Origin of the sequence: Nocardia sp. NPDC056564, from assembly GCF_042793755.1 — a bacterium.
Classification (GTDB): domain Bacteria; phylum Actinomycetota; class Actinomycetes; order Mycobacteriales; family Mycobacteriaceae; genus Nocardia.
Map to the genome: position 1 here is coordinate 44,270 of NZ_JBHTUR010000014.1, position 18,250 is coordinate 62,519.

An 18,250-nucleotide genomic window follows, 5' to 3' on the forward strand; every position below is an offset into this window, starting at 1 on the left:
CCGTCTGAGAAGGAGTTATACATGGGCAGATCGATCGCGTCCGGTGACTGGCTGCGGAGCCTGCGCTCCGACGCGACTCCCCGACACCACCTGCTGTGTTTCCCGCCGGGCGGCGGTCCGGCGACCGCCTATCGCGATGTGGCCAAACAGTTCGGTTCGGGCATCGAGGTGGCCGCGGTGCAGTATCCGGGGCGGCAGGATCGGCTCGGCGAGGCGCCGATCACCGAACTCGAGACGCTCGCCGAACGGGTTGCCGAAGAAGTGCTGAAGCTCGGAATCCTCGATGGGCTAGCGTTATTCGGTCATAGCATGGGCGCAACAGTCGCGTTCGAAACCGCGCGCCGGCTGGAGCGTAAGGGGCAGGCGTTGACGACGCTGTTCGTCTCCGGCCGTCCCGCACCGACTTTCGTCGAGACCCAGCGCGTCCACGAGGGTTCCGACGCCGACCTGATCGCGGAGCTGGAGCGGTTGGCCGCCGATCCCGCGCCGATCCAGATGCTGCGCGACGAACCGAGTCTCGCGGAATTGGTGCTGCCCGCCGTGCGCGGCGACTATCAGGCCGTGGAGACCTATCGGTACACCCCCGGCGCTCCGCTGGCCGCCGACATCGTCGCGCTCGTCAGCACCGAGGACCCGACGATGACTCCGGACCAGGCCGACGAGTGGCGCGACTTCACCACCGGAACCTTCGACCGCGCAACGTTTCCCGGCGGTCATTTCTATCTGGACGAGCGCCCCGCCGAGGTGGCGAAGGTGGTCACCGAGCGGCTCGCGCGCGACCGATCACGTGCTTGAAATCGGCTGTCGGGCAATCTATTCCGACATGTAGCTAAGGGGATGCCGGAAGGCGGGTGGTCGTTCCGGCTGCCCGCCGCCGCTGCCATGCGTATCCCGCCCAGGACGTCACGACACACACCGCGACAAGTACCCGCACCAGCCCGAGCGCGTTGTCCGGATAGATCACCCCGGTGATGTAGTGGTCGATGAACCCGGTCGGCGGCAGCCCGGCCACACCGGCTCGATGTCGCGCCCAATTCTCCGCATTGGTCAGCGGGCATTCCTGCCCGAACAGAATCGTGCTGAAGCCCCAGCCGACCGCGATCAGGTGCAGCCAGATGCTGCGCGGCCGGCGCCACGCGAGGAAACCGCCGACGACCACGTAGGCCACGAATCCGAAGTGCGCCGCGGCGATGGCGTCGGCAAGCAGCCGGTACAGCATTGTCCCAGCGTAGCCGTCAGCCGAGGTATTCGGATTCGAGCACGAGATCGGCGACCAGGGATTGGTATTCGAGGTGGGTCTTGTGCTCGATGGTGCGCCAGCGCGAACCTTCGTGTTCGCGCAGGTAGCGCCGATACCCGGGCGCGCCGGGAATCCTGACGTTGTCGGCCACCACGACGGTGCCCGGGTGCAACCAACCCGCCGCCAGGATCGCCTTCAGATCGGGCAGGTACGCGGTCTCCAGATGATCGATGAACACGAAATCGACTGCGCCGGGCCCGAAGTCGTGCTCGATGGCCAGGCACCGCATGGTCGCCCCGCCATCGCCGATCATGCCGACCACCACGGTGATCCGGTCGGCCAGGCCCGCGTGTTCGATCACCGCACGGGCGATTCCGGCATAGTCGACCACCGCAAAAACGGCAGCCGATCACGCACCACCGCCCCCAGCCCACCCTGATTCGACACGCCGCTCCTCGAACTCGATCTGCGGCCGATTCTGCTCGGAGCGCCTGCGGACTACCAGGGGGACGGGCGGTAGTCCTTGAGGAAGCAGCCGTGGAGGTCTATGCCGTTCTCGCCCTGGACGATCGGGTCGTAGACGCGGGCGGCGCCGTCGACCAGGTCGAGGGGGGCGTGGAAGCCTTCCTCGGCGAGGCGGACCTTGGTGTAGTGGGGGCGCTCGTCGGTGATCCAGCCGGTGTCGACGGCGGTCATCAGGATGCCGTCGGCTTCGAGCATCTCGCCCGCGCTGGTGCGGGTCAGCATGTTGAGCGCGGCCTTGGCCATGTTGGTGTGCGGGTGGCCGGGGCCCTTGTAGGCGCGGGAGAACTGGCCCTCCATCGCCGAGACGTTGACGATGTACTTGCGCCGGGCCGCCGCGGCCGCCATGGCCGGGCGCAGCCGCGAGACGAGGATGAACGGCGCGACCGAATTGCACAGCTGCACTTCGAGCAGTTCGGTCGGGTCCACCTCGGCGACGGTCTGCACCCAGCTGTTGGTGTGCGCGAGATCCGGCACCAGGCCGCCGGCGTCGATCGCGATGCCGCGCGAAATGCGTTCGGGCGTGGCCGATCCCGCGACCAGCGCGAGTTCGGCGATGTCGGCCGCGGACAGCGTCGGGGTGAGCGAGGCGGTGAGCGCGGTGGGGTGCGCCTGCATCGTCTTGCCGAAGGTCACCACGTCGGGCAGCGCGCCGGCGGGCAGCGGACCGGACTCGGCGTCGATCAGCGCGCTGTACGAGCCGGGGGAGCGGCGCACGGTCTGGGCGGCGTTGTTGATCAGGATGTCGAGCGGGCCCTGCGCCGCGACATCGTCGGCGAGCGCGACCACCTGCGCCGGATCGCGCAGATCGATGCCGACCACGCGCAGCCGGTGCAGCCAGTCCGCGCTGTCGTCCATGGCGGCGAAGCGGCGGATGGCGTCGTTCGGGAAGCGGGTGGTGATGGTGGTGTGCGCGCCGTCGCGCAGCAGCCGCAGGGCGATGTACATGCCGATCTTGGCACGCCCGCCGGTGAGCAGGGCGCGGCGGCCGGTCAGATCGGTACGAGCGTCCCGCTTGCCGTGGCTGCTCGCGGCGCACTCCGGGCACAGCTGGTGGTAGAACGCGTCGACCTGCGTGTACGGCTGCTTGCAGATGTAGCAGGGCCGTGCTCGGATCAGCGTGCCCGCGGTCGCCCCGCGCGCGTTCGAGGCGAGCGGGATGCCCGCGGTCTCGTCGTCGATCCGCTGCGGTGACCCGGTGGCCGTCGCGGCGATGACCTCGCGGTCCGCCGCGGCCACCGCCGTCCTGGCCTCGATCCGGCGGCGCTGCTTGAGCTTTTTGAACATGTGGCCGACCGCGCGCTGCACCGCCACCGAGTCGGGATGCTCCTTTTCCAGCTGCCCGGCCTGGTCCAGTACCCGCAGACAGGTCGCGAGCTCGTCCGGATCGATCATGCTTTCGGCCATCGGTGGTACAGGCATCCTTCGGTGAGCTGGGAAATCGACCCGACCATTGTCGCAAACTCCGCGACCTGGTCGCCGCCCGGTTACCTCTCGGCGGCCTAGGCGCGCAGCAGGGCCATGGTGGTGGCCGCGGTGTGCTTCAGCAATTCGACGACTTCCGGCACCTTGATGTCGGTGGTGGTGACCACCGACGGCGGGTGCAGCCAGCTGATCTCGAAGGTGGTCCAGCCGTCCCGGATGGCCAGGGTGACGCCGGTGTTCTGCGCGTGCTGGGTCTCCTTGCGCACCAGATAGGCCTCGTCGCCGAGCCCGTCGACCTTGCTGACCCGGTCAGCCTCGGCGAGCGCGGCCTGCGTCCAGGTCTCGAACCGGGCGGTGAACTCGGGCCCCGGATCGGCGCGCTTGTGCACCGCCGCGTTCACCAGGAGCGTGGTGTCGTCGGCGCGCTCGCTCGGTCCGGGCGGGGCGAGCCGGATCGTGCAGTTCATCGTGTCGAGGGCGGGGTGCAGGCGGGTCTGATGCAGCGGGTAGCGCAGCGTCGCCGAACTGGACGGCGCCAGCACGAATCCGGCGCGCAGATAGGGCGCGGTGTCGGTGATCGCGCAGAGATTGTCGACGTAGTGATAGCCGCGCAGGTCCGGCTCCGGCGCCGCGGGATGGCTGTCGGACACGCCGAGCACCGCGACCACCACGAGCGTCGAGACGCCGGCCAGCGTGCCGAGGGTCCAGAGCCGACCTCGGTTGCCGCCCGGCTGTTTCCAGCGGCGCAGCGGTTGCGGCGGCACCCGCCCGTCCGGGTATGGCCGCATCGCGCCGACCGGCGTCAACGGTTCGTGCAGCCATCCGGCGTTGCTGAGGCTAGGGGGCCTCTGACCAGCCGGTCCCATCATGGGGCGAAAGTATCACCTCGGCGCGGGCGTCGCCCGGCGTTCGAGTCAGGCGGGATCCGCGCGCAGCCCGGCGGCCGCGGCGGTGCGGCCGCAGGTGTCCGCGCGGTCGGCGAGCCGGGTGCGCAGGGATTCGGGTATCTCGGCGCGCACCTCGATCAGCCCCTGCCACACCACATCTGGGGTGTCCGGGGTCAATGCCGCGAGGAACTCGTCGAGATCGTCCATCCCGTCGATGAGATCGAGCACCCGCGCCCGGCCCGCGGGATCCTGCGCGAGCGCGATATCGACCAGGGTGTCGATGGTGTCGCTGCGCGCGGCGGCGAGCACCGCGGCCAGCAGCTGCTCCCGGCCGAGTTCGCCGATGCACGACGCGAGGATCGGCGTCGCGGACGCGGGCAGCGCGTCCACCAAAGGCAGTGCCTGCGACCAGAGTTCGTGCTCGGCGGTGGTGTCGATCACCGCGCGCAGCACGTCGGGATTCCGCATGATCGGCAGGCCGGCCATGCGGCGGCGATCGGTGTCGGTCATGGCGAGCGCGATCGGCAGCATGGAATCCCACAGGCCCGCCGTATCCGCCTGGGCGACAAGTTCACCGAGTTCCTCGTCGGACTTGTCCGCCAGCCGGGCGGCCAGAATGGACAGCTGCGCCGGCCGCAGATGCACGACCAGCGGCAGCAGATCGAGCCAGAACCCCTTGTTCAGCGCGGCATTCATGATCGAGGCGAGCACCGATTCCTCCTGTACCGCAGGCCGTTCGGCGAAGACGCGCAGGCTGTCCGCGTTCATCGCGCTGGTCACCGGCAGCAGGGAATCCCAGGCGTCGAGCGTGCGGACCGCCTCGATGAGGCCGTCGAGCACCTCGCCGCCGAGCCCGGCCGCGATATCGCCCAGGGCGGCGCGGTTCTCGTGGCCGACGCTGTCGAGCAGGTCGATTCCCTCGGCCCAGAGGTCTTCTTCGTGCGCGGTGCGGATGACCCCGGCGAGCCGGTCGGTGACCAGTGCCAGCAGCCGGTCCAGCGCGGATTTGTCTTCCATGAGAAAGCCGACGCGCAGCAGGTCCGCGTCGCCGAGCACCGGCACCGCGGCCCGCATCGATTTCTCCGGGACCACGCCGACGAAACGGCTCATCGTCACATGGTCGTTCTGGCGCAACAGTTCTCGCGCCACCTCGACGACCAGCGTCGCGGGCACCGCGGCGATGATGTCGGCGGTCCGGCGCGGGTCGAGCTGGATCGCGGTCTCGGCGAGGAACCGGGCGGGTAATGCCTTGGCGATGTCGACCGCACGGGACGGTTCGACCGAACCCGCGACGGCCGCGCACAGGACCGGGCCGAACGCACGCTCGGCTGCCTTGGCGCTGATCGCGGTCGGCACCAGCTTCGTCGCCGCGGCAACGCGTTTCATCCGGGCGGCGTCGCGGTCGAACAGCAGATCGGTCGCGCGTTCGCGAAAGCTCCGAATCGCCTCCGGCGAAAGGCCGTCCAGGAAGTCGAGCGCGGCGGGATCGGAAAGGTCGAGCAGGCGAGCGAGTTTGATGGTCTCCGCTCTGGCCATCAGTCGTGTGCTCACAGCCCCAACGCTCGCTTCACCGTCGGGCGCAGCAGCCGGGGGATGAGCTGGAGCGAGGATTCGACCGCCGCGCCGAGTCGTTCGCCGCGGGCAGTCACGGCGTGGCGCAGCAGGCGGTCGAGCTCGGCGAGGTCGGAGTCGGTGAGCCGGTCGAATTCGTCGGGCAGGGGTGCGCCGAGGGTGCGGATCAGCGGCTGGGCTGCGTCCGGCATGGGATCTCCGTATCGATGAAGGTGAGGTCAGCTGCTGCGCGGGGTGATCGCGGCGTGGTCGGCGCGCATGTCGTCGACGAAGTTGGCGATCGCCTCGGCGACCAGCAGCGGCTCGGTGACCGGCAGCCAGTGATCGGCCGGTACGGCACAGCGCCACAGCCGGTCCACCCAGCGGGTGGAGGTGTCGTAGATGGCGGCGGGCACGAACGGGTCGGTCGTGTCGACGAGCAACTGCACCGGCACCGCGGTGCGCCGAACCCGCGGCTTGCGCAGATGGTGCAGCAGGTTGGCCTGGGCGATTCGCCCGCCGGCGAGCAGATCCGTGCGCCAGGTGCGCGCGATCCGCGCGGGCACGGGCGAGAGGCCGCCGAGTCGTTCCACCACCAGCGTGCGCACCCGCGGCGGGTAGAGCCTGCGCGCCACCGGAATCGGGCGCAGCGTCGCGCGCACCCCGCTCGCCCACCAGTCGAGATCGCCCGCGCGCAGTTTGGCGTGCGGCGCGACGGCCCGCAGCCACAGGCCGAGATGATCGAGGTTCGGCCCGGAAATCGCGGTGAACGAGGCGACCCGGGTGTTCGCCCGCGGATCGCACACCGCCTCCCACAGTTGCACCGCGCCCCAGCCGTGCCCGCAGGTGTGCACCGGGCGATTCGGGCTGGCCGCGTCGATCACCGCGAAGAAGTCGGCGGCGAGCCGGTCGAGCCGGAAGTCCGCGAGCAGCGCGGGAGTGGCCGAACGGCCATGGCCGCGCACGTCGTAGGTGATCACCCGGAACCCGTCGGACAGCAGCGCGGCGACCGTGGCCCACACGCGATGGGTGTCGGTGAGGCCGTGCACCAGGACCAGGGGCGCGGCGGCGGGGTTGCCCCATTCGTAGACGGCGAGTTCGGTGCCGTCGGCGGTCACCGTCCACTGCCGATCCGGGCGGGGCGTATCGGTGTCGAGCTGGTTGGTCATGTTCTTGCCTCGTTCGGGTGCGGGCTGCCGGACGGTCACGCGCTGGCCGGCCGGGCACTCGCGACCGTGCGCGGAATGCTGGAACGCTCGACCCGTACCGCTAGTACGTTTTCCGCTCCTGACAGTACGAAGAAATTCGCGAATGCGGGAGAGCTCGCCCCAGACTATGGCGTACCTCACGCTAATTTCCGTACCAGCGGTACGTGTATGCTGCGGTCGTGCCCCGTCCCAGCGTCCGTTCGACGACCTTCCGCGCGGAGATCGTCGACGCCGCGATCCGGGTGATCGACCGGGACGGGCCGCGGCCGAGCATGGACGACATCGCCCGCGAGGCCGGCATCACCAAGCCCCGCCTGTATCGGCAGTTCGCCGACAAGGCGGATCTCTACACCGAGATCGGCAACCGGATGGCCAAGGCCGCCGCGGCCGCCGCGGGCAACGATCTGACGCTCATGTTGCAACCGCCGCGGATCGCGCTGCGCCGGGTGCTCACCGGATACGCCGACAGTATTCTGCAGCATCCCAACGTTTTTCGCTTTCTGGGCCAGGCGCAGGTGACCCAGCAGTCCGACAAAGCGGTGTTGCAGTTCGACCTCGGCCGGGCCGCGTCGGATCGGTTCGCCAGGCAGGCCCGCGACATCGCCGAGTCCATCCCGATCGACACCGCGGGCATCGACTACCTCTCGCGCGCGGTGGTCGGCGTGGTCGTCTCGATCACCGACCTGTGGCTGGCCGACACCGCGGTGCCGCATCCGGCGCGCACCGCCGAGTTCGTCGATCAGGCCACCGAGTTCGTCTGGGGTCTGATCGACGGGTTCCTGCGCAGGCAGGGCATCTCGGCCGATCCGGAGACGCCGATCTTCACCTCGCTCGCCGCCGTCAATCAGGCGCGACAACCCGCAAGCTGACCGCTGCCAGGGCTTATCGGGCCGGGCGGTTCGACGCATGTCCGCCTTGTTGACACTCTGCCAATAGTGCGCCACTCTGATGACGAGGACCGGCACGGACGCCGGGAGAGAGCTGCGAGCAAAGGATTCGATGATGGCACGCGCCGCATGGAGTGACGACGAGGTCGAGGCGGTCCGCGACCTGGCCAGGGCGTTCTTCGAGAAGGAGGTGGTCCCGCACGAGGAGAAGTTCGTCGCGCAGGGCCACCCCGATCGCGCGCTGTACAACCGGGCGGGTGAACTCGGCCTGCTGTGTACCGCGATACCCACCGAATTCGGTGGGGGCGGCGGCACTTTCGCGCACGAGGCGGCGATCATCGAGGAGCAGTCCCTGGCCGGCGACGGCTCGATGGGCATGCCGGTGCACAGCTCGATCATCGCGCCGTACCTGAAGGAGTTCGGTTCCGCGGAACTCAAGCGGCGCGTGCTGCCCAAGGCGGCCAGCGGCGAGATGGTCCTCTCGATCGGCATGACCGAGCCCGGCACCGGCTCCGATCTGCAGAACATCAAGACCCGCGCGGTCCGCGAGGGCGACGAGTACGTCATCACCGGCTCGAAGATCTTCATCACCAACGGCTGGCTCTGCGACGGCATCATCATCGCCGCCAAGACCGATCCGACCAAGGGCGCGTCCGGCGTCTCGCTCATCTTCGCCGACGTCTCCGACGACACCCCTGGCTTCAAGCGCGGCCGCATCCTGAACAAGATCGGCGGCAAGGCCCAGGACACCGCCGAGTTGTTCTTCGACGGACTGCGGGTGCCCGCCTCGAACCTGCTCGGCGAAGCCGAGGGCCAGGGCTTCTATCAGATGATGCAGATGCTGGCCCAGGAACGCCTGGTCACCGGGATCATCGCGGTCGCCATGATGGAACAGGCCGTGCGGCTGACCATCGACTACACCAAGGGCCGCGAGGCCTTCGGCAAGCCGCTGTTCGCCATGCAGAACACCAAGTTCGAGCTGGCCGAGTGCGCCACCATCGCCAAGATCAGCCGGACGTTCCTCGACGACTGCATCGTCAAGCACCTGCGCGGCGAGCTGGACATTCCCACCGCGGCGATGTCGAAATACTGGCTCACCGACCAACTGGGTATCGTGGTTGACCGCTGCCTGCAACTGTTCGGCGGCTACGGCTACATGACGGAGTATCCGATTTCGCAGCTTTATACCGGCGCCCGCGTCCTGCGCATCCTCGCGGGTAGCAACGAGGTGATGAAGGATCTCATTGCCCGGTCTCTCTGATACGACGAGCGAACCCGCCGCTCGCCGGGACCCCGACGACGCCGTTATCGGCGCGCCCACTCCGCAGGCCGCAGGCCCGGTGGTGCGGCGCCGCAGGCTCGAACCCGACGAGCGGCGGGCGCAGATCCTCGCGTGCGCGATCGACATGTTCGGTGAGCGCCCGTACGCGGCCGTCTCGACCGCCGAGCTGGCCCAGCGCGCCGGCGTGGCCCGCGGGCTGATCAACCACTACTTCGGCAACAAGCGCGACCTCTACCTCGCGGTGGTGCGCCGGATGGTCACCCTGCCGAAGCTCGACGACATGATCGTGCCCACCGGTACCGAGCGCGAGCGGGTGGACGCGAGCGTGCACTGGCTGCTGGACACCATCGCCGAGCACGGCAGCACCTGGGTGAAGGTGACCAGCCACGAGGGTGTCGGCAACGATCCCGAGGTGCAGCAGATCCTCGACCAGGCCGACGACGCGGCCGCCGAACGGCTGCTGCTGATGGTCGGCCTCGCCGATTCGGCACGCAGTGCGGCATTGCGCGCGATGGTCCGTGCCTACGGCGGTCTGGTGAAAGTGGCCGGGCGCGAATGGATCACCCGCGGCACGCTGACCCGGCCGCAGGTACACGAGCTGCTCGCCGACATGCTGATGACGCTGGTCACCGAGTCGCTGCCGAAGGTGGACCGCCACACCTGAGCGGGTGGCGGTCCGTGCGCACTAGGTGAGCGCGTCCGGTGTGGTGTCGCCCGGTTCCATGCTGTAGCGCACCGGCCGGCGATGGCCGGGTGCGTGGCCGCGCCTGCCGTAGGTCCGCTCGATCACTTCCTCGCGCCGATGCTCGACCACCAGGGCGCCCAGCCCGAGAATCCACAGCACGGCGGTGATGATCGCGCCGGTCTGGGTCCAGTCGCTGAAGCCGTAGCCCGCGGCGGTGAGCGTGCAGGCCAGTGCGACAATGCCGAGCGCGCACAGAATGAGGCCGGGGACGTTGTAATTGTCGCCGAGCAGATCGCCGGCTTGAGCGTGCCAGGGCCGATTTTCCCGGCCATCGGAGTCGGTGCTACCGAACATGGATCCTCCTAGGAGTCAGCACAAGATCAGTGACACTTTCCGATCAGCATGAACCTCCGACGGGGAAAACGGCTAGTAATTGGACGTTTCAGATGATGTCGCGCCGTTCGGCCCCTATTGTTGGTCGGGATATCGGGGCGGGTCCGGGCAGTCCGAGGTTCCTGCACGGTGGTTTGGTGTGGAGAGGGACCTGGCATGGCACGGGCGGATCGCCGTGAAAATGAACGTTGGCCTGCGGCGCAGCCGGACGATCGGTGGCCGGCGGCGGGCGACGAGGAACAGTGGGTCGAGCCGGAGCCCGAGGAACGCTGGGCGGAACCGGCGCCCAGCCGGCGGCGGACCGGCCGGTTGCGGGTGGAGATTCCGCCGATCGTGAATCCGTACGCGATTGTCGCGTTGGTGGCGGCATTGATCGGATTGTTTCCGGTCGCCATCGTTTTCGGCTTCATCGCGTTCTCCCACCCGCGCGGACGGGTGATGGCGATGTTCGCGCTGCTGATCGGGGTCGCGGAGGTGACGGCGCTGGCCGGGCTGGTGGTGGTATCCGGAAACATGTTGCCCGACTCGCTGACTCGCGCGGACAAACCCGCGGCGAGTCTCACGGCGCAGTCGACCGCGGATCAGGTGCCCCAGCCGACCGCCCCGGCGGCGCCGAGCGCGGTGGTGACCACCACGGCGAGCCCGCCGACGACGAGTCAAAGCAACCTGAAAAAGGGTGCGGCGTGTACCGAGGGGCAGGTCGGGCAGATCGGCACCGCCGCGGACGGAACCACGCTCATCTGCTTACTCAGCTCCGGCACCTACCAGTGGGCCGGCCCGTATACGGTGTCCACCGTGGTCCAACAGGCCGGCGCGAAATGCGATGGGAGCGCGGCGAAAACCGGCCGCACCGCGGACGGCCGCGCGCTGGTCTGCGAGAGCGCGGGCCGCAGCGGCACCTGGGTGTTATGGACGGAGTAGTCGCGCTACTCCTCCTTCTTGGCTCTGCTCGGCTGAACGCGCGGCGGCTCGTTCGGCATCTTCGGATATTGCGGCGGCCACGGCGCGTCCATCAGGCCCGCGGCCATATCGCGTTCCGACATCTCCAGCAGCGGCGCGATCGACTGCGGCGCGCGATCGGCCCACGGGTCACCCAGCTCGGCCAGCCGGGCGGGCACGGTGGCGATGGTCAGTTCGTCCGGCACGACGGTGTCCAATTCCGACCAGTCGATCGGCGTCGACACCTGGGCGCCGACCTTCGGCCGCACGCACCACGCGCCGAAAACCGTTTTGTGCGGCGCGTTTTGGTTGAAGTCGACGAACACGCGGTTGCCGCGCTCTTCCTTCCACCACTGCGCGGTGATCTGCTCGGGATGCCGGCGTTCCAGCTCCCTGGCCAGCGCAACCGACGCGGCGCGCACCTGGTAGCCGTCCCAGTTCGGTTCCAGCGCAACGTAAATGTGCAAACCGCGCGAACCCGAGGTCTTGATCCTGGACTCGATGCCCAACTCGGCGAACAGTTCTCGGGTGAGCACGGCGGCGTGCTTGAGGTCGTCGAAGGTGATGCCGGGGGAGGGATCGAGGTCGATGCGCAGCTCGTCGGCGATCTTCAGGTTGTCCGCCCGGTTCGGCCACACATGAAAACCCAAGCAGCCCTGGTTGACTGCCCACAGGATATGCGCGAGATCGTGCGCGACGAGCGCGTCCGCGGTGGTGCCGTTCGGCGTGGATACCTCGACGGTGTGCAGCCAGTCCGGCGCGGATTTCGGCACCCGCTTCTGGAACCAGGACTTTCCGGAGGCGCCGTCGGGATACCGTTCCAACAGCAGCGGCCTGCCGCCGACCACATTCAGGAACGGTTCGGCGACCGCCTGGTAGTAATGCACCAGATCGAGTTTCGTATCGCCGCGCTTGGTGAAATACACCTTGTCGGGATTGCTGATGGCGACGGTGCGCCCGTCCACCTCGATATCGACCGAAGGACTCACTTCGACTTCGCCTCACTGAAGATCGCGCTCAATTCCGCGGGCGGCGCCTCGTCGAGCTGAGCATAGGTACACGATTCCGGCGTGCGGTCGGTGCGGAAGCGGACCAGCCTGCCGCCGTGGCGCAGCCGCCCGGACTGCACGTGTTCGTAGCGCACCTCCGCGACCAGCTCGGTGCGCAGCGCCTCCCAGGACAGGTCTTTGCCGCCGGTCCAGCGGCTGACCCCGCCCGGCATCTTGCCGTCGGCCCTGGCCTGCGCCGCGGCGTCGGCCCATTCGCGCCACGGGTGGTTTTCCAGGGCGTTCTCCCGCAGCGGGGCCAGTTCGTCGACCAGTTCCTTGCGCCGGGCCGCGGTGAAGCTGCTCGCGACGCCCACGTGGTGCAGGCTGCCGTCGTCGTCGAACAGGCCGAGCAGCAGTGAGCCGACGCCCTCGCCGTCCTTGTGCCAGCGGAATCCGGCGACCACGCAGTCGGCGGTGCGTTCGTGTTTGACCTTGAGCATGACGCGCTTGTCCTGGAGATAGGCCAGGTCGTCGGCCTTGACCATGACCCCGTCGAAGCCGGCGCCCTCGAACCGGGTGAACCAGTCCTCGGCGACCGCGGGATCCTTGGTGATCGGGGTGAGATGCACGCGCGCCAGCTCGGTGTCCAGGATGGTCTCCAGCAGCCGCCTGCGTTCGGCGAACGGCTCCTCGGTCAGGTCCTTGTCGCCGAGGGCGAGCAGATCGAAGGCGACGAAGCTGGCCGGCGTCTCCACGGCCAGCTTGTTCACCCGGGAGGCGGCCGGATGCAGCCGGTTCTGCAGGGTGTCGAAGTCCAGGCCCTCGTCGGTGACGATGACGATCTCGCCGTCCACCACGCACCGCTGCGGCAGCGCCTGCTTCAGCAACTCGGCGACCTCGGGAAAGTACCTGGTCAACGGCCGGTCATTGCGCGAGCCGAGCTCGACCTCGTCCCCGTCGCGGAAGACGATGCAGCGGAATCCGTCCCATTTGGGCTCGTAACTCAGCCCGGCCTCGTGTGGCACCCCGGACGTGGTTTTGGCCAGCATCGGTTTGACGGGCGGCATCACCGGTAGGTCCACGCGATCCTCCTCGGATTCGGTTCTCACCGGTACCGACGGCCTGACCGCGCAGAACTCATCGGTACTCGCCGATGATCGTAAGCGCCGCATCCGACAACCTGGCGGATGCGGCGCGACGAGGATCGCTCAGGCGTCCAGCCAGCCGTGTTGCTCGGCGAAGACGGTGAGCCGATCGCGGATGGTGAGGATCTCGCCCGCGGTCAGCGCCGGGCTCGCGTCGAGGAGTAGCTCGGTGATCAGGCGTTTGTGTTCGGCGGCGGTGAGCTGGCCGGAGTTCGCCCGATGCTTGGACTTGTGCGGGGCCTGCGGCGGGGCGGGCTGACTGCCGACCACGCTCAGATTCACCGCCTTCGGCCCGCGATCACCCTCCGTCATGTCGAATTCGAACACCCTGCCCTGGCGCAACTCGTCTTCATCCAGGCCGATGTCGTTGACGTGCACGAATACGTCCGGCCCGCCGTCCTCCGGTCGAATGAACCCGAATCCCCGAGAGCTGTCGAACGACACCAATTTCCCGATGGACACCAACACCCGCTCCTCGCCGCGCCGTCACTACCCGGTCACCTTAGCCCGCGTTTTCGTTGTCGTTGGACGAAAGCGCCTTTTGCAGTGAATTGAAAACGGTGAGTCCCTGCCCGACCATTCCGTTGACGAGTTCGCTCACTCCGTCCGGCCCGTTGAGCACGGTCAGATTCGCACCCGCCAGTCCGTTCGAGGCCTGCTTGACGATTTCCGGAAGTTGTTCGATCAACAACTGGTCCAACGCGATCCGGTTGTTCGACGCGGCCGCGGCGGCCTGGATCCTGGTCCGGTCTGCCTCTGCCTCGGCCAGGATGCGCACCCGTTCCGCTTCTGCCTGAGCGGGTTTCACCACTTCGGTCTGCAGCTGCTGCTCGCGCAGCTCCGCGGTCTTGCGGGCCTGCTCGGCCTGCGCGGTCAGCACCTCCTGCAACGCCATCGCCTCGGCGAGCGGACCCGCCTGTGCCGCTTCGGCATTCGCCTTGTCGATGTCGCGCTGATACTGCGCGCGCAGGATCGCGGTCTCCCGCTGATACTCCGCCTGCCTGCGCAGCGACTCCTGCTCGGCCTGTGCGGACAGCTGCGCCGCCTGCGACTGGGCGATCTGCGCGTCGCGTTGCACGGTCGCGTTGTGCGGCGCGGCGAGCGCCTGGATGTATCCGAGATTGCCGTCGTCGATGGACTGGATCTGGAAGGAGTCCACCCAGAGCCCGATATTGCCCATCTCCACCTTCGAGGCGACCAGCACCTCGTCGGCCAGCTTCTGGCGTTCCCGGATGATCTCCTCGACCGTCATCGAGCCGACGATCGAGCGCAGGTGACCGGAGAAGATGCGCCCGGTGAGCACCGACATCTCCCGTTCCTGCTCGGACAGGAAGCGCTGCGCGGCATTGACGATCGAGGTGGTGTCGTTGGCGACCTTGAACGCGATCACCGCCCGAACCTCGAGCTGAATCGCCTGCTTGGTGACGCAGCGCTCCTTGATCTCGGCCTCGAACATGGCCAGCGACAGGTAGCTGACCTTGCGGAACAGCGGGACCACCCAGCTGCCGCGCCCGATCACCACCTTGAACGGCGCGTTGTCCTTGCTCTTGGCGCCGCTGATCAGCATCGCCTCGTCCGGGTCGGGTACGTGATAACCCAGCACGGTTGTCTCCCTTACTGTTTCAAATGGTTTCGGCCGCGGTCGACGGCAGCGCGATCCGGGGCACCACGTCGGCGATGCGTCCCGGATCGACGCCGATGACCAGCACTGTTGTCCCTGCCGGAATCGCTTCGACGGCACGTGCGATGTACAGCTCCGTCCCCCCTCGAATTGCCACCAGGACCTCCCCGAGCATCCCCGCTCCTCGGATCGGCGATGTGAGCGTACCTGTCGAACCGACCACGGGGTCGCTCATGACGCGGATCTCCTTCCGCTCGGGTCCAGGCCCGCCACACTACGTCTCGCACAGCACCATTCGGTATCGAACCGGCGTCGGTGCCGGTGACGCAATCGTTGGTAAGCCGGAACGCCCAGGTTGCGGGTGTGTGATCTGCTGGCATAGCCCACGGGTATGTTGCTTGCATGGGAGGACGACTCGCTTTGGTGGTCGGGTCCGAGTGTGTGGCGCTGGGGGAACTGGGGTTCACCGGCGAACTCGCGACGGGGTTGTACGGGAGCCTGACCGAGGCGGGCGGGTGGCGATCCGCGACCGAGGCGGACGGCCCGGTGTTGAATCCGACTGCGGCGCAGCTGGTCACGGCGGTGGACGAGGCCTTCGAGGCGGCCGGGCAGCGGCAGGCGACGCTGCTGCTGGCGTTCATCGGGCACGGGGTCGCGACCAGCCCGGAGGACTTCTATCTGCTCGGGCACGACTCGCCCGCAGTGCCGAACTCGCACAACGCGTTTCATCTCACCCAGGAGATCAGGGAGCGGCTGAACCAGTCGGCCGTCGACGGTTTGGTGGTGCTGGTGGACGCCTGTGAGACCGGGCAGGGGGTGATCGGCGCGGCGCGGCGGTGGACCGATCTGCTCGCGCAGTCGGCGGGTCGGATGGAGATGCTGGTCGCGGCGGGGGACGGGCCCGCGTTCTCCGGGTGCTTCACCCGGACCCTGCTGTCCACCTTCGACGGTGGGTTGCCGTTGCGCGGGGAGAACCTGCTGCCCGCGGACCTGGTCGATCCGATCGCCGGGGAATGCGTTCATCAACAGCCGCAATATCTTTCGTTCACCTCGGGCGCGGTGTCGGCGGCGCACGGCGCGGACCCGGGCCTGTGGCTGGTGCCGAATACCGCGCGGCATCGCGATGCCGTCAGTGGGCGCTCCGCCGCGGGATTCGTCGATCAGCTGACCCGCGGGCTGCTCGTGACGCCGGATGTGCGTGAGCATCTCGACGCGATCGTGGATGCGGGCGGCAATCGGCTGCGGGTGGTGATCGGGCCGGCCGGCGCGGGTAAATCGACCCTGCTGGCCATGCTGATCCGGCCGAGTCTGGTGGAGGGGTTGTCGGTGACCCCCGAATACATCACCGCGGCAGTGTTTCTCACCGCCGCCAGCTCGATCGAGGCGGTCGCGGCCGAACTGGCCGCGCAGCTGAGCGCCCGGTTGCCGGGTTTCGCCGAGGCGGCGCAGGCGGTGCACGCGCATCGAGCCAGGGACGAGTTCGACATCTTCGACCTGTCGGTGCGGCATCCGCTGGCGCGGTTGTCCACCTCGGGGCGCCGGGTGACGCTCGTGCTCGACGGATTGAACCAGCCGCAGGAGGGCACGCGGCGGTTGCTTGTCTCGGCGATCGCTGACCTGACCAGGCGGGATGATCTGCGGCACGTGCGGGTCATCGTCGGCATCCGGGACGGCACCGGGGTCGAGGACGCGCCCGCGCTCGCGCACATGTACCGGATCGAGGTGGGTGAGCCGGCCGCCGACGACATCGCCACCGCGGTCGGTTCCGCGCGGGGCAGCGGTGCGCCCTCGGATCCGGCGGACTGGGTGAACTGGATCCAGTCGCTGCTGAGCCAGACACCAACGGACGTCGAGGGATCCCACGTCGTCTCCGGCGGCTGGCTGCTGGCCAAGATGCTGCTCGAGGTGGCGTCGAGCATCACCGACGGTGCGGTGGCCGAGGGGATCGGGCTGGATCGGATCGTCGCCCTGCGGGTCGACGCGGCCTCGCGCGGGATGTACGCCGAAACGGCCTGTGCGACAGGCACGTTCCTCAGCATCATGGTCGCCGCCGGGGTCGGTCCGGTGCTGCCGATCGAGCTGCTCGATGCCGCGTTGACGGCGCGCGGGTTCGATCTGCACATCGCCCGAATCCGGGATATGACAGTCGCTTTGGGGGCGTTGGTCACGCGGAGCAGGCCCGGCACGCCGCGCGAGTCGCTCGGCGTGACGCACGGCGCGTTGCTGCCCGGTCTGCGCGCCGAATGCCGCAAGCTCGGTGTGGAGCTGGAGGACGCGCATCGGGCGATCGTGACCGCGATCAAGCAGAGCCCGAGTGATCGTGCGGCCGACTATGCCCGCGGATCCGCTGTGCGCCACTGTCTCGCGTATCGGGACTCGGCCAGCGCCCTGCACTTCCTGGAGCTGTTGCAGACCACCCGATCCGCCGATAACCGCGACCTCTGGGCGGCCTGGGTGCCCGCCTTCGTCGAGACCCTCGGTCCCGACCATCCCGATACGTTGACCACGCGCAGCCGCGAGGCCTACCACCGCGCCGAGAGTGGCGATCTGATCGGTGCGATCTCGGCCTTCGAACTGCTGCTCGCCGACCGGCTGCGCGTGCTCGGCCCCGATCACCCGAAAACCCTTGGCACGCGGACGAATCTGGCCACCTGCCGGGCCCGCTGCGGTGACTACATCGGCGCGCGCGCCGACTACAAGCGCCTGTTCGCCGACCAGCGCCGCCTGCTCGGACCCGACGCGCCCGACACCCTGCGCACCCGAAACGATCTGGCGTCCAACCGGGCCGATCTCGGCGACCTACCCGGTGCCATCGCGGATTTCGAACAGCTACGCCTGGATCGCACGCGTGTTCTCGGCGCCGACGATCCGCAGACCCTGCGCACCCGCAACAGCCTCGCCTACTGGCACGGCGAGAACGGCGATGTCGCCAGCGCCAGAACCGAATTCGAACAACTGCTCGCCGACAACCTGCGCATCTTCGGCCCCGACCACCCCTCCACCCTCGCCGCCCGCAACAGCCTGGCCGCCTTCCGTGCCCGCAGCGGCGACCTGGCCGGCGCCGCAACCGAATTCACCCACCTGCTCACCGACCGCCTCCGGGTGCTCGGCCCCGACCACCCCGACACCCTCACCACCCGAAGCACTCTCGCCGCCTATCACGCCGACACCGGCAACCTCGCCGACGCCATCGCCGAACTCGAACAACTCCTCGCCGACCGCCTCCGCGTCCTCGGCCCCGACCACCCCGACACCTTCGCCACCCGCAACGACCTGGCCTCCCGCCAGGCCGAAAACGGCGACCTCCCCGGCGCCATAGCCGACCTGGAAGTCCTCCTGGTAGCCGAACTCCGCGCCCTCGGCCCCACCCACTCCGCCACCATCCGCACCCAATCCACCCTCGCCCACTGGCGAGCCCAACTGGTCAAGTAGGTATTCGCGCGCAGGTTCGTCATGAGGGACGCGGGTATCGTGCT

18 protein-coding genes and 1 pseudogene are annotated in these 18,250 nt (G+C 68.5%); 6 read left to right on the forward strand and 13 right to left on the reverse strand.

Translation table 11 applies throughout. From position 1 onward, the window contains the following. Window positions 1-21: 21 nt before the first annotated feature. Entirely contained in the window at window positions 22-795 is a 774-nt protein-coding gene (locus tag ACFQ9K_RS29785; protein WP_378720085.1) for a thioesterase II family protein, read from the forward strand. A gap of 34 nt (window positions 796-829) precedes the next feature. Here ACFQ9K_RS29785 and ACFQ9K_RS29790 read toward each other — a convergent pair whose 3' ends face one another. The 7 genes and pseudogenes from ACFQ9K_RS29790 to ACFQ9K_RS29820 all read right to left on the reverse strand — a co-directional run bounded on the left by ACFQ9K_RS29790 (window position 830) and on the right by ACFQ9K_RS29820 (window position 6,794). Next, window positions 830-1,219, reverse strand: coding sequence for a DUF2784 domain-containing protein (locus ACFQ9K_RS29790; RefSeq protein WP_378720083.1), 390 nt, complete (start codon window positions 1,217-1,219; stop codon window positions 830-832). A gap of 16 nt (window positions 1,220-1,235) precedes the next feature. Then, a pseudogene (locus tag ACFQ9K_RS29795) lies at window positions 1,236-1,619 on the reverse strand (O-methyltransferase); the annotation flags it as partial. A gap of 119 nt (window positions 1,620-1,738) precedes the next feature. Next, window positions 1,739-3,169, reverse strand: coding sequence for an SDR family NAD(P)-dependent oxidoreductase (locus tag ACFQ9K_RS29800; RefSeq protein ID WP_378720081.1), 1,431 nt, complete (start codon window positions 3,167-3,169; stop codon window positions 1,739-1,741). Window positions 3,170-3,264: 95 nt separating this feature from the next. Next, complete coding sequence (locus ACFQ9K_RS29805; protein ID WP_378720080.1) at window positions 3,265-3,975, reverse strand: hypothetical protein; 711 nt, start codon at window positions 3,973-3,975, stop codon at window positions 3,265-3,267. Between the two features lie 126 nt (window positions 3,976-4,101). Next, a complete protein-coding gene (locus ACFQ9K_RS29810) occupies window positions 4,102-5,625 on the reverse strand; it encodes a hypothetical protein (RefSeq protein WP_378720078.1) in 1,524 nt (507 codons plus the stop codon). Next, the gene (locus tag ACFQ9K_RS29815) at window positions 5,622-5,837 is read right to left on the reverse strand and encodes a hypothetical protein (protein ID WP_378720076.1); all 216 of its coding nucleotides are present in this window, start codon (window positions 5,835-5,837) and stop codon (window positions 5,622-5,624) included. The genes ACFQ9K_RS29810 and ACFQ9K_RS29815 overlap by 4 nt, the downstream gene beginning before the upstream one ends. A gap of 27 nt (window positions 5,838-5,864) precedes the next feature. Next, the gene (locus ACFQ9K_RS29820; protein ID WP_378720074.1) at window positions 5,865-6,794 is read right to left on the reverse strand and encodes an alpha/beta fold hydrolase; all 930 of its coding nucleotides are present in this window, start codon (window positions 6,792-6,794) and stop codon (window positions 5,865-5,867) included. A gap of 218 nt (window positions 6,795-7,012) precedes the next feature. Between ACFQ9K_RS29820 and ACFQ9K_RS29825 the strand changes: the two genes are divergently transcribed. From ACFQ9K_RS29825 to ACFQ9K_RS29835, 3 genes are all read left to right on the forward strand, one after another. Beyond that, the gene (locus ACFQ9K_RS29825) at window positions 7,013-7,702 is read left to right on the forward strand and encodes a TetR/AcrR family transcriptional regulator (RefSeq protein ID WP_378720073.1); all 690 of its coding nucleotides are present in this window, start codon (window positions 7,013-7,015) and stop codon (window positions 7,700-7,702) included. 133 nt (window positions 7,703-7,835) lie between these two features. Then, window positions 7,836-8,981: an acyl-CoA dehydrogenase family protein gene (locus tag ACFQ9K_RS29830; RefSeq protein ID WP_378720072.1), complete on the forward strand. Its 1,146-nt coding sequence runs from the start codon at window positions 7,836-7,838 to the stop codon at window positions 8,979-8,981. Continuing rightward, window positions 8,965-9,666: a TetR/AcrR family transcriptional regulator gene (locus ACFQ9K_RS29835; RefSeq protein ID WP_378720070.1), complete on the forward strand. Its 702-nt coding sequence runs from the start codon at window positions 8,965-8,967 to the stop codon at window positions 9,664-9,666. Before ACFQ9K_RS29830 ends, ACFQ9K_RS29835 begins: the two co-directional genes overlap by 17 nt. Before the next feature lie 21 nt (window positions 9,667-9,687). On the opposite strand, the gene ACFQ9K_RS29840 is transcribed toward ACFQ9K_RS29835, so the two are convergent. Next, window positions 9,688-10,041, reverse strand: coding sequence for a hypothetical protein (locus ACFQ9K_RS29840; protein ID WP_378720069.1), 354 nt, complete (start codon window positions 10,039-10,041; stop codon window positions 9,688-9,690). 195 nt (window positions 10,042-10,236) lie between these two features. Here ACFQ9K_RS29840 and ACFQ9K_RS29845 point away from each other — a divergent pair, with 195 nt between their 5' ends. Further along, the gene (locus ACFQ9K_RS29845) at window positions 10,237-11,001 is read left to right on the forward strand and encodes a hypothetical protein (RefSeq protein ID WP_378720067.1); all 765 of its coding nucleotides are present in this window, start codon (window positions 10,237-10,239) and stop codon (window positions 10,999-11,001) included. A 5-nt stretch (window positions 11,002-11,006) separates the two neighbouring features. On the opposite strand, the gene ligD is transcribed toward ACFQ9K_RS29845, so the two are convergent. From ligD to ACFQ9K_RS29870, 5 genes are all read right to left on the reverse strand, one after another. Beyond that, complete coding sequence (ligD, locus tag ACFQ9K_RS29850; protein WP_378720066.1) at window positions 11,007-12,008, reverse strand: non-homologous end-joining DNA ligase; 1,002 nt, start codon at window positions 12,006-12,008, stop codon at window positions 11,007-11,009. Next, window positions 12,005-13,090, reverse strand: coding sequence for an ATP-dependent DNA ligase (locus tag ACFQ9K_RS29855; RefSeq protein ID WP_378720134.1), 1,086 nt, complete (start codon window positions 13,088-13,090; stop codon window positions 12,005-12,007). Before ACFQ9K_RS29855 ends, ligD begins: the two co-directional genes overlap by 4 nt. Window positions 13,091-13,216: 126 nt before the next feature. Next, window positions 13,217-13,615, reverse strand: coding sequence for a cold-shock protein (locus ACFQ9K_RS29860; RefSeq protein ID WP_378724429.1), 399 nt, complete (start codon window positions 13,613-13,615; stop codon window positions 13,217-13,219). A 40-nt stretch (window positions 13,616-13,655) separates the two neighbouring features. Further along, on the reverse strand, window positions 13,656-14,756 hold the full coding sequence (locus ACFQ9K_RS29865) for an SPFH domain-containing protein (protein ID WP_378724427.1): 1,101 nt from the start codon (window positions 14,754-14,756) through the stop codon (window positions 13,656-13,658). A gap of 19 nt (window positions 14,757-14,775) precedes the next feature. Next, window positions 14,776-15,009: a hypothetical protein gene (locus ACFQ9K_RS29870; protein ID WP_378724425.1), complete on the reverse strand. Its 234-nt coding sequence runs from the start codon at window positions 15,007-15,009 to the stop codon at window positions 14,776-14,778. Between the two features lie 167 nt (window positions 15,010-15,176). On the opposite strand from ACFQ9K_RS29870, the gene ACFQ9K_RS29875 reads away from it, so the two are divergent. Then, window positions 15,177-18,206 carry a tetratricopeptide repeat protein gene (locus ACFQ9K_RS29875; protein WP_378724423.1) on the forward strand — a complete coding sequence of 1,010 codons (3,030 nt, stop codon included), beginning with the start codon at window positions 15,177-15,179 and terminating at the stop codon, window positions 18,204-18,206. The last annotated feature ends 44 nt before the right edge of the window (window positions 18,207-18,250 follow it).

Bases quoted from the DNA above. Each gene is read 5' to 3' on its own strand.
- ACFQ9K_RS29830 (WP_378720072.1), top strand. From the start codon at position 7,836: ATGGCACGCGCCGCATGGAGTGACGACGAGGTCGAGGCGGTCCGCGAC.
- ACFQ9K_RS29820 (WP_378720074.1), bottom strand. From the start codon at position 6,794: ATGACCAACCAGCTCGACACCGATACGCCCCGCCCGGATCGGCAGTGG.
- ACFQ9K_RS29785 (WP_378720085.1), top strand. From the start codon at position 22: ATGGGCAGATCGATCGCGTCCGGTGACTGGCTGCGGAGCCTGCGCTCC.
- ACFQ9K_RS29815 (WP_378720076.1), bottom strand. From the start codon at position 5,837: ATGCCGGACGCAGCCCAGCCGCTGATCCGCACCCTCGGCGCACCCCTG.
- ACFQ9K_RS29870 (WP_378724425.1), bottom strand. From the start codon at position 15,009: ATGAGCGACCCCGTGGTCGGTTCGACAGGTACGCTCACATCGCCGATC.
- ACFQ9K_RS29790 (WP_378720083.1), bottom strand. From the start codon at position 1,219: ATGCTGTACCGGCTGCTTGCCGACGCCATCGCCGCGGCGCACTTCGGA.
- ACFQ9K_RS29840 (WP_378720069.1), bottom strand. From the start codon at position 10,041: ATGTTCGGTAGCACCGACTCCGATGGCCGGGAAAATCGGCCCTGGCAC.
- ACFQ9K_RS29875 (WP_378724423.1), top strand. From the start codon at position 15,177: ATGGGAGGACGACTCGCTTTGGTGGTCGGGTCCGAGTGTGTGGCGCTG.
- ACFQ9K_RS29805 (WP_378720080.1), bottom strand. From the start codon at position 3,975: ATGCGGCCATACCCGGACGGGCGGGTGCCGCCGCAACCGCTGCGCCGC.
- ACFQ9K_RS29800 (WP_378720081.1), bottom strand. From the start codon at position 3,169: ATGGCCGAAAGCATGATCGATCCGGACGAGCTCGCGACCTGTCTGCGG.
- ACFQ9K_RS29845 (WP_378720067.1), top strand. From the start codon at position 10,237: ATGGCACGGGCGGATCGCCGTGAAAATGAACGTTGGCCTGCGGCGCAG.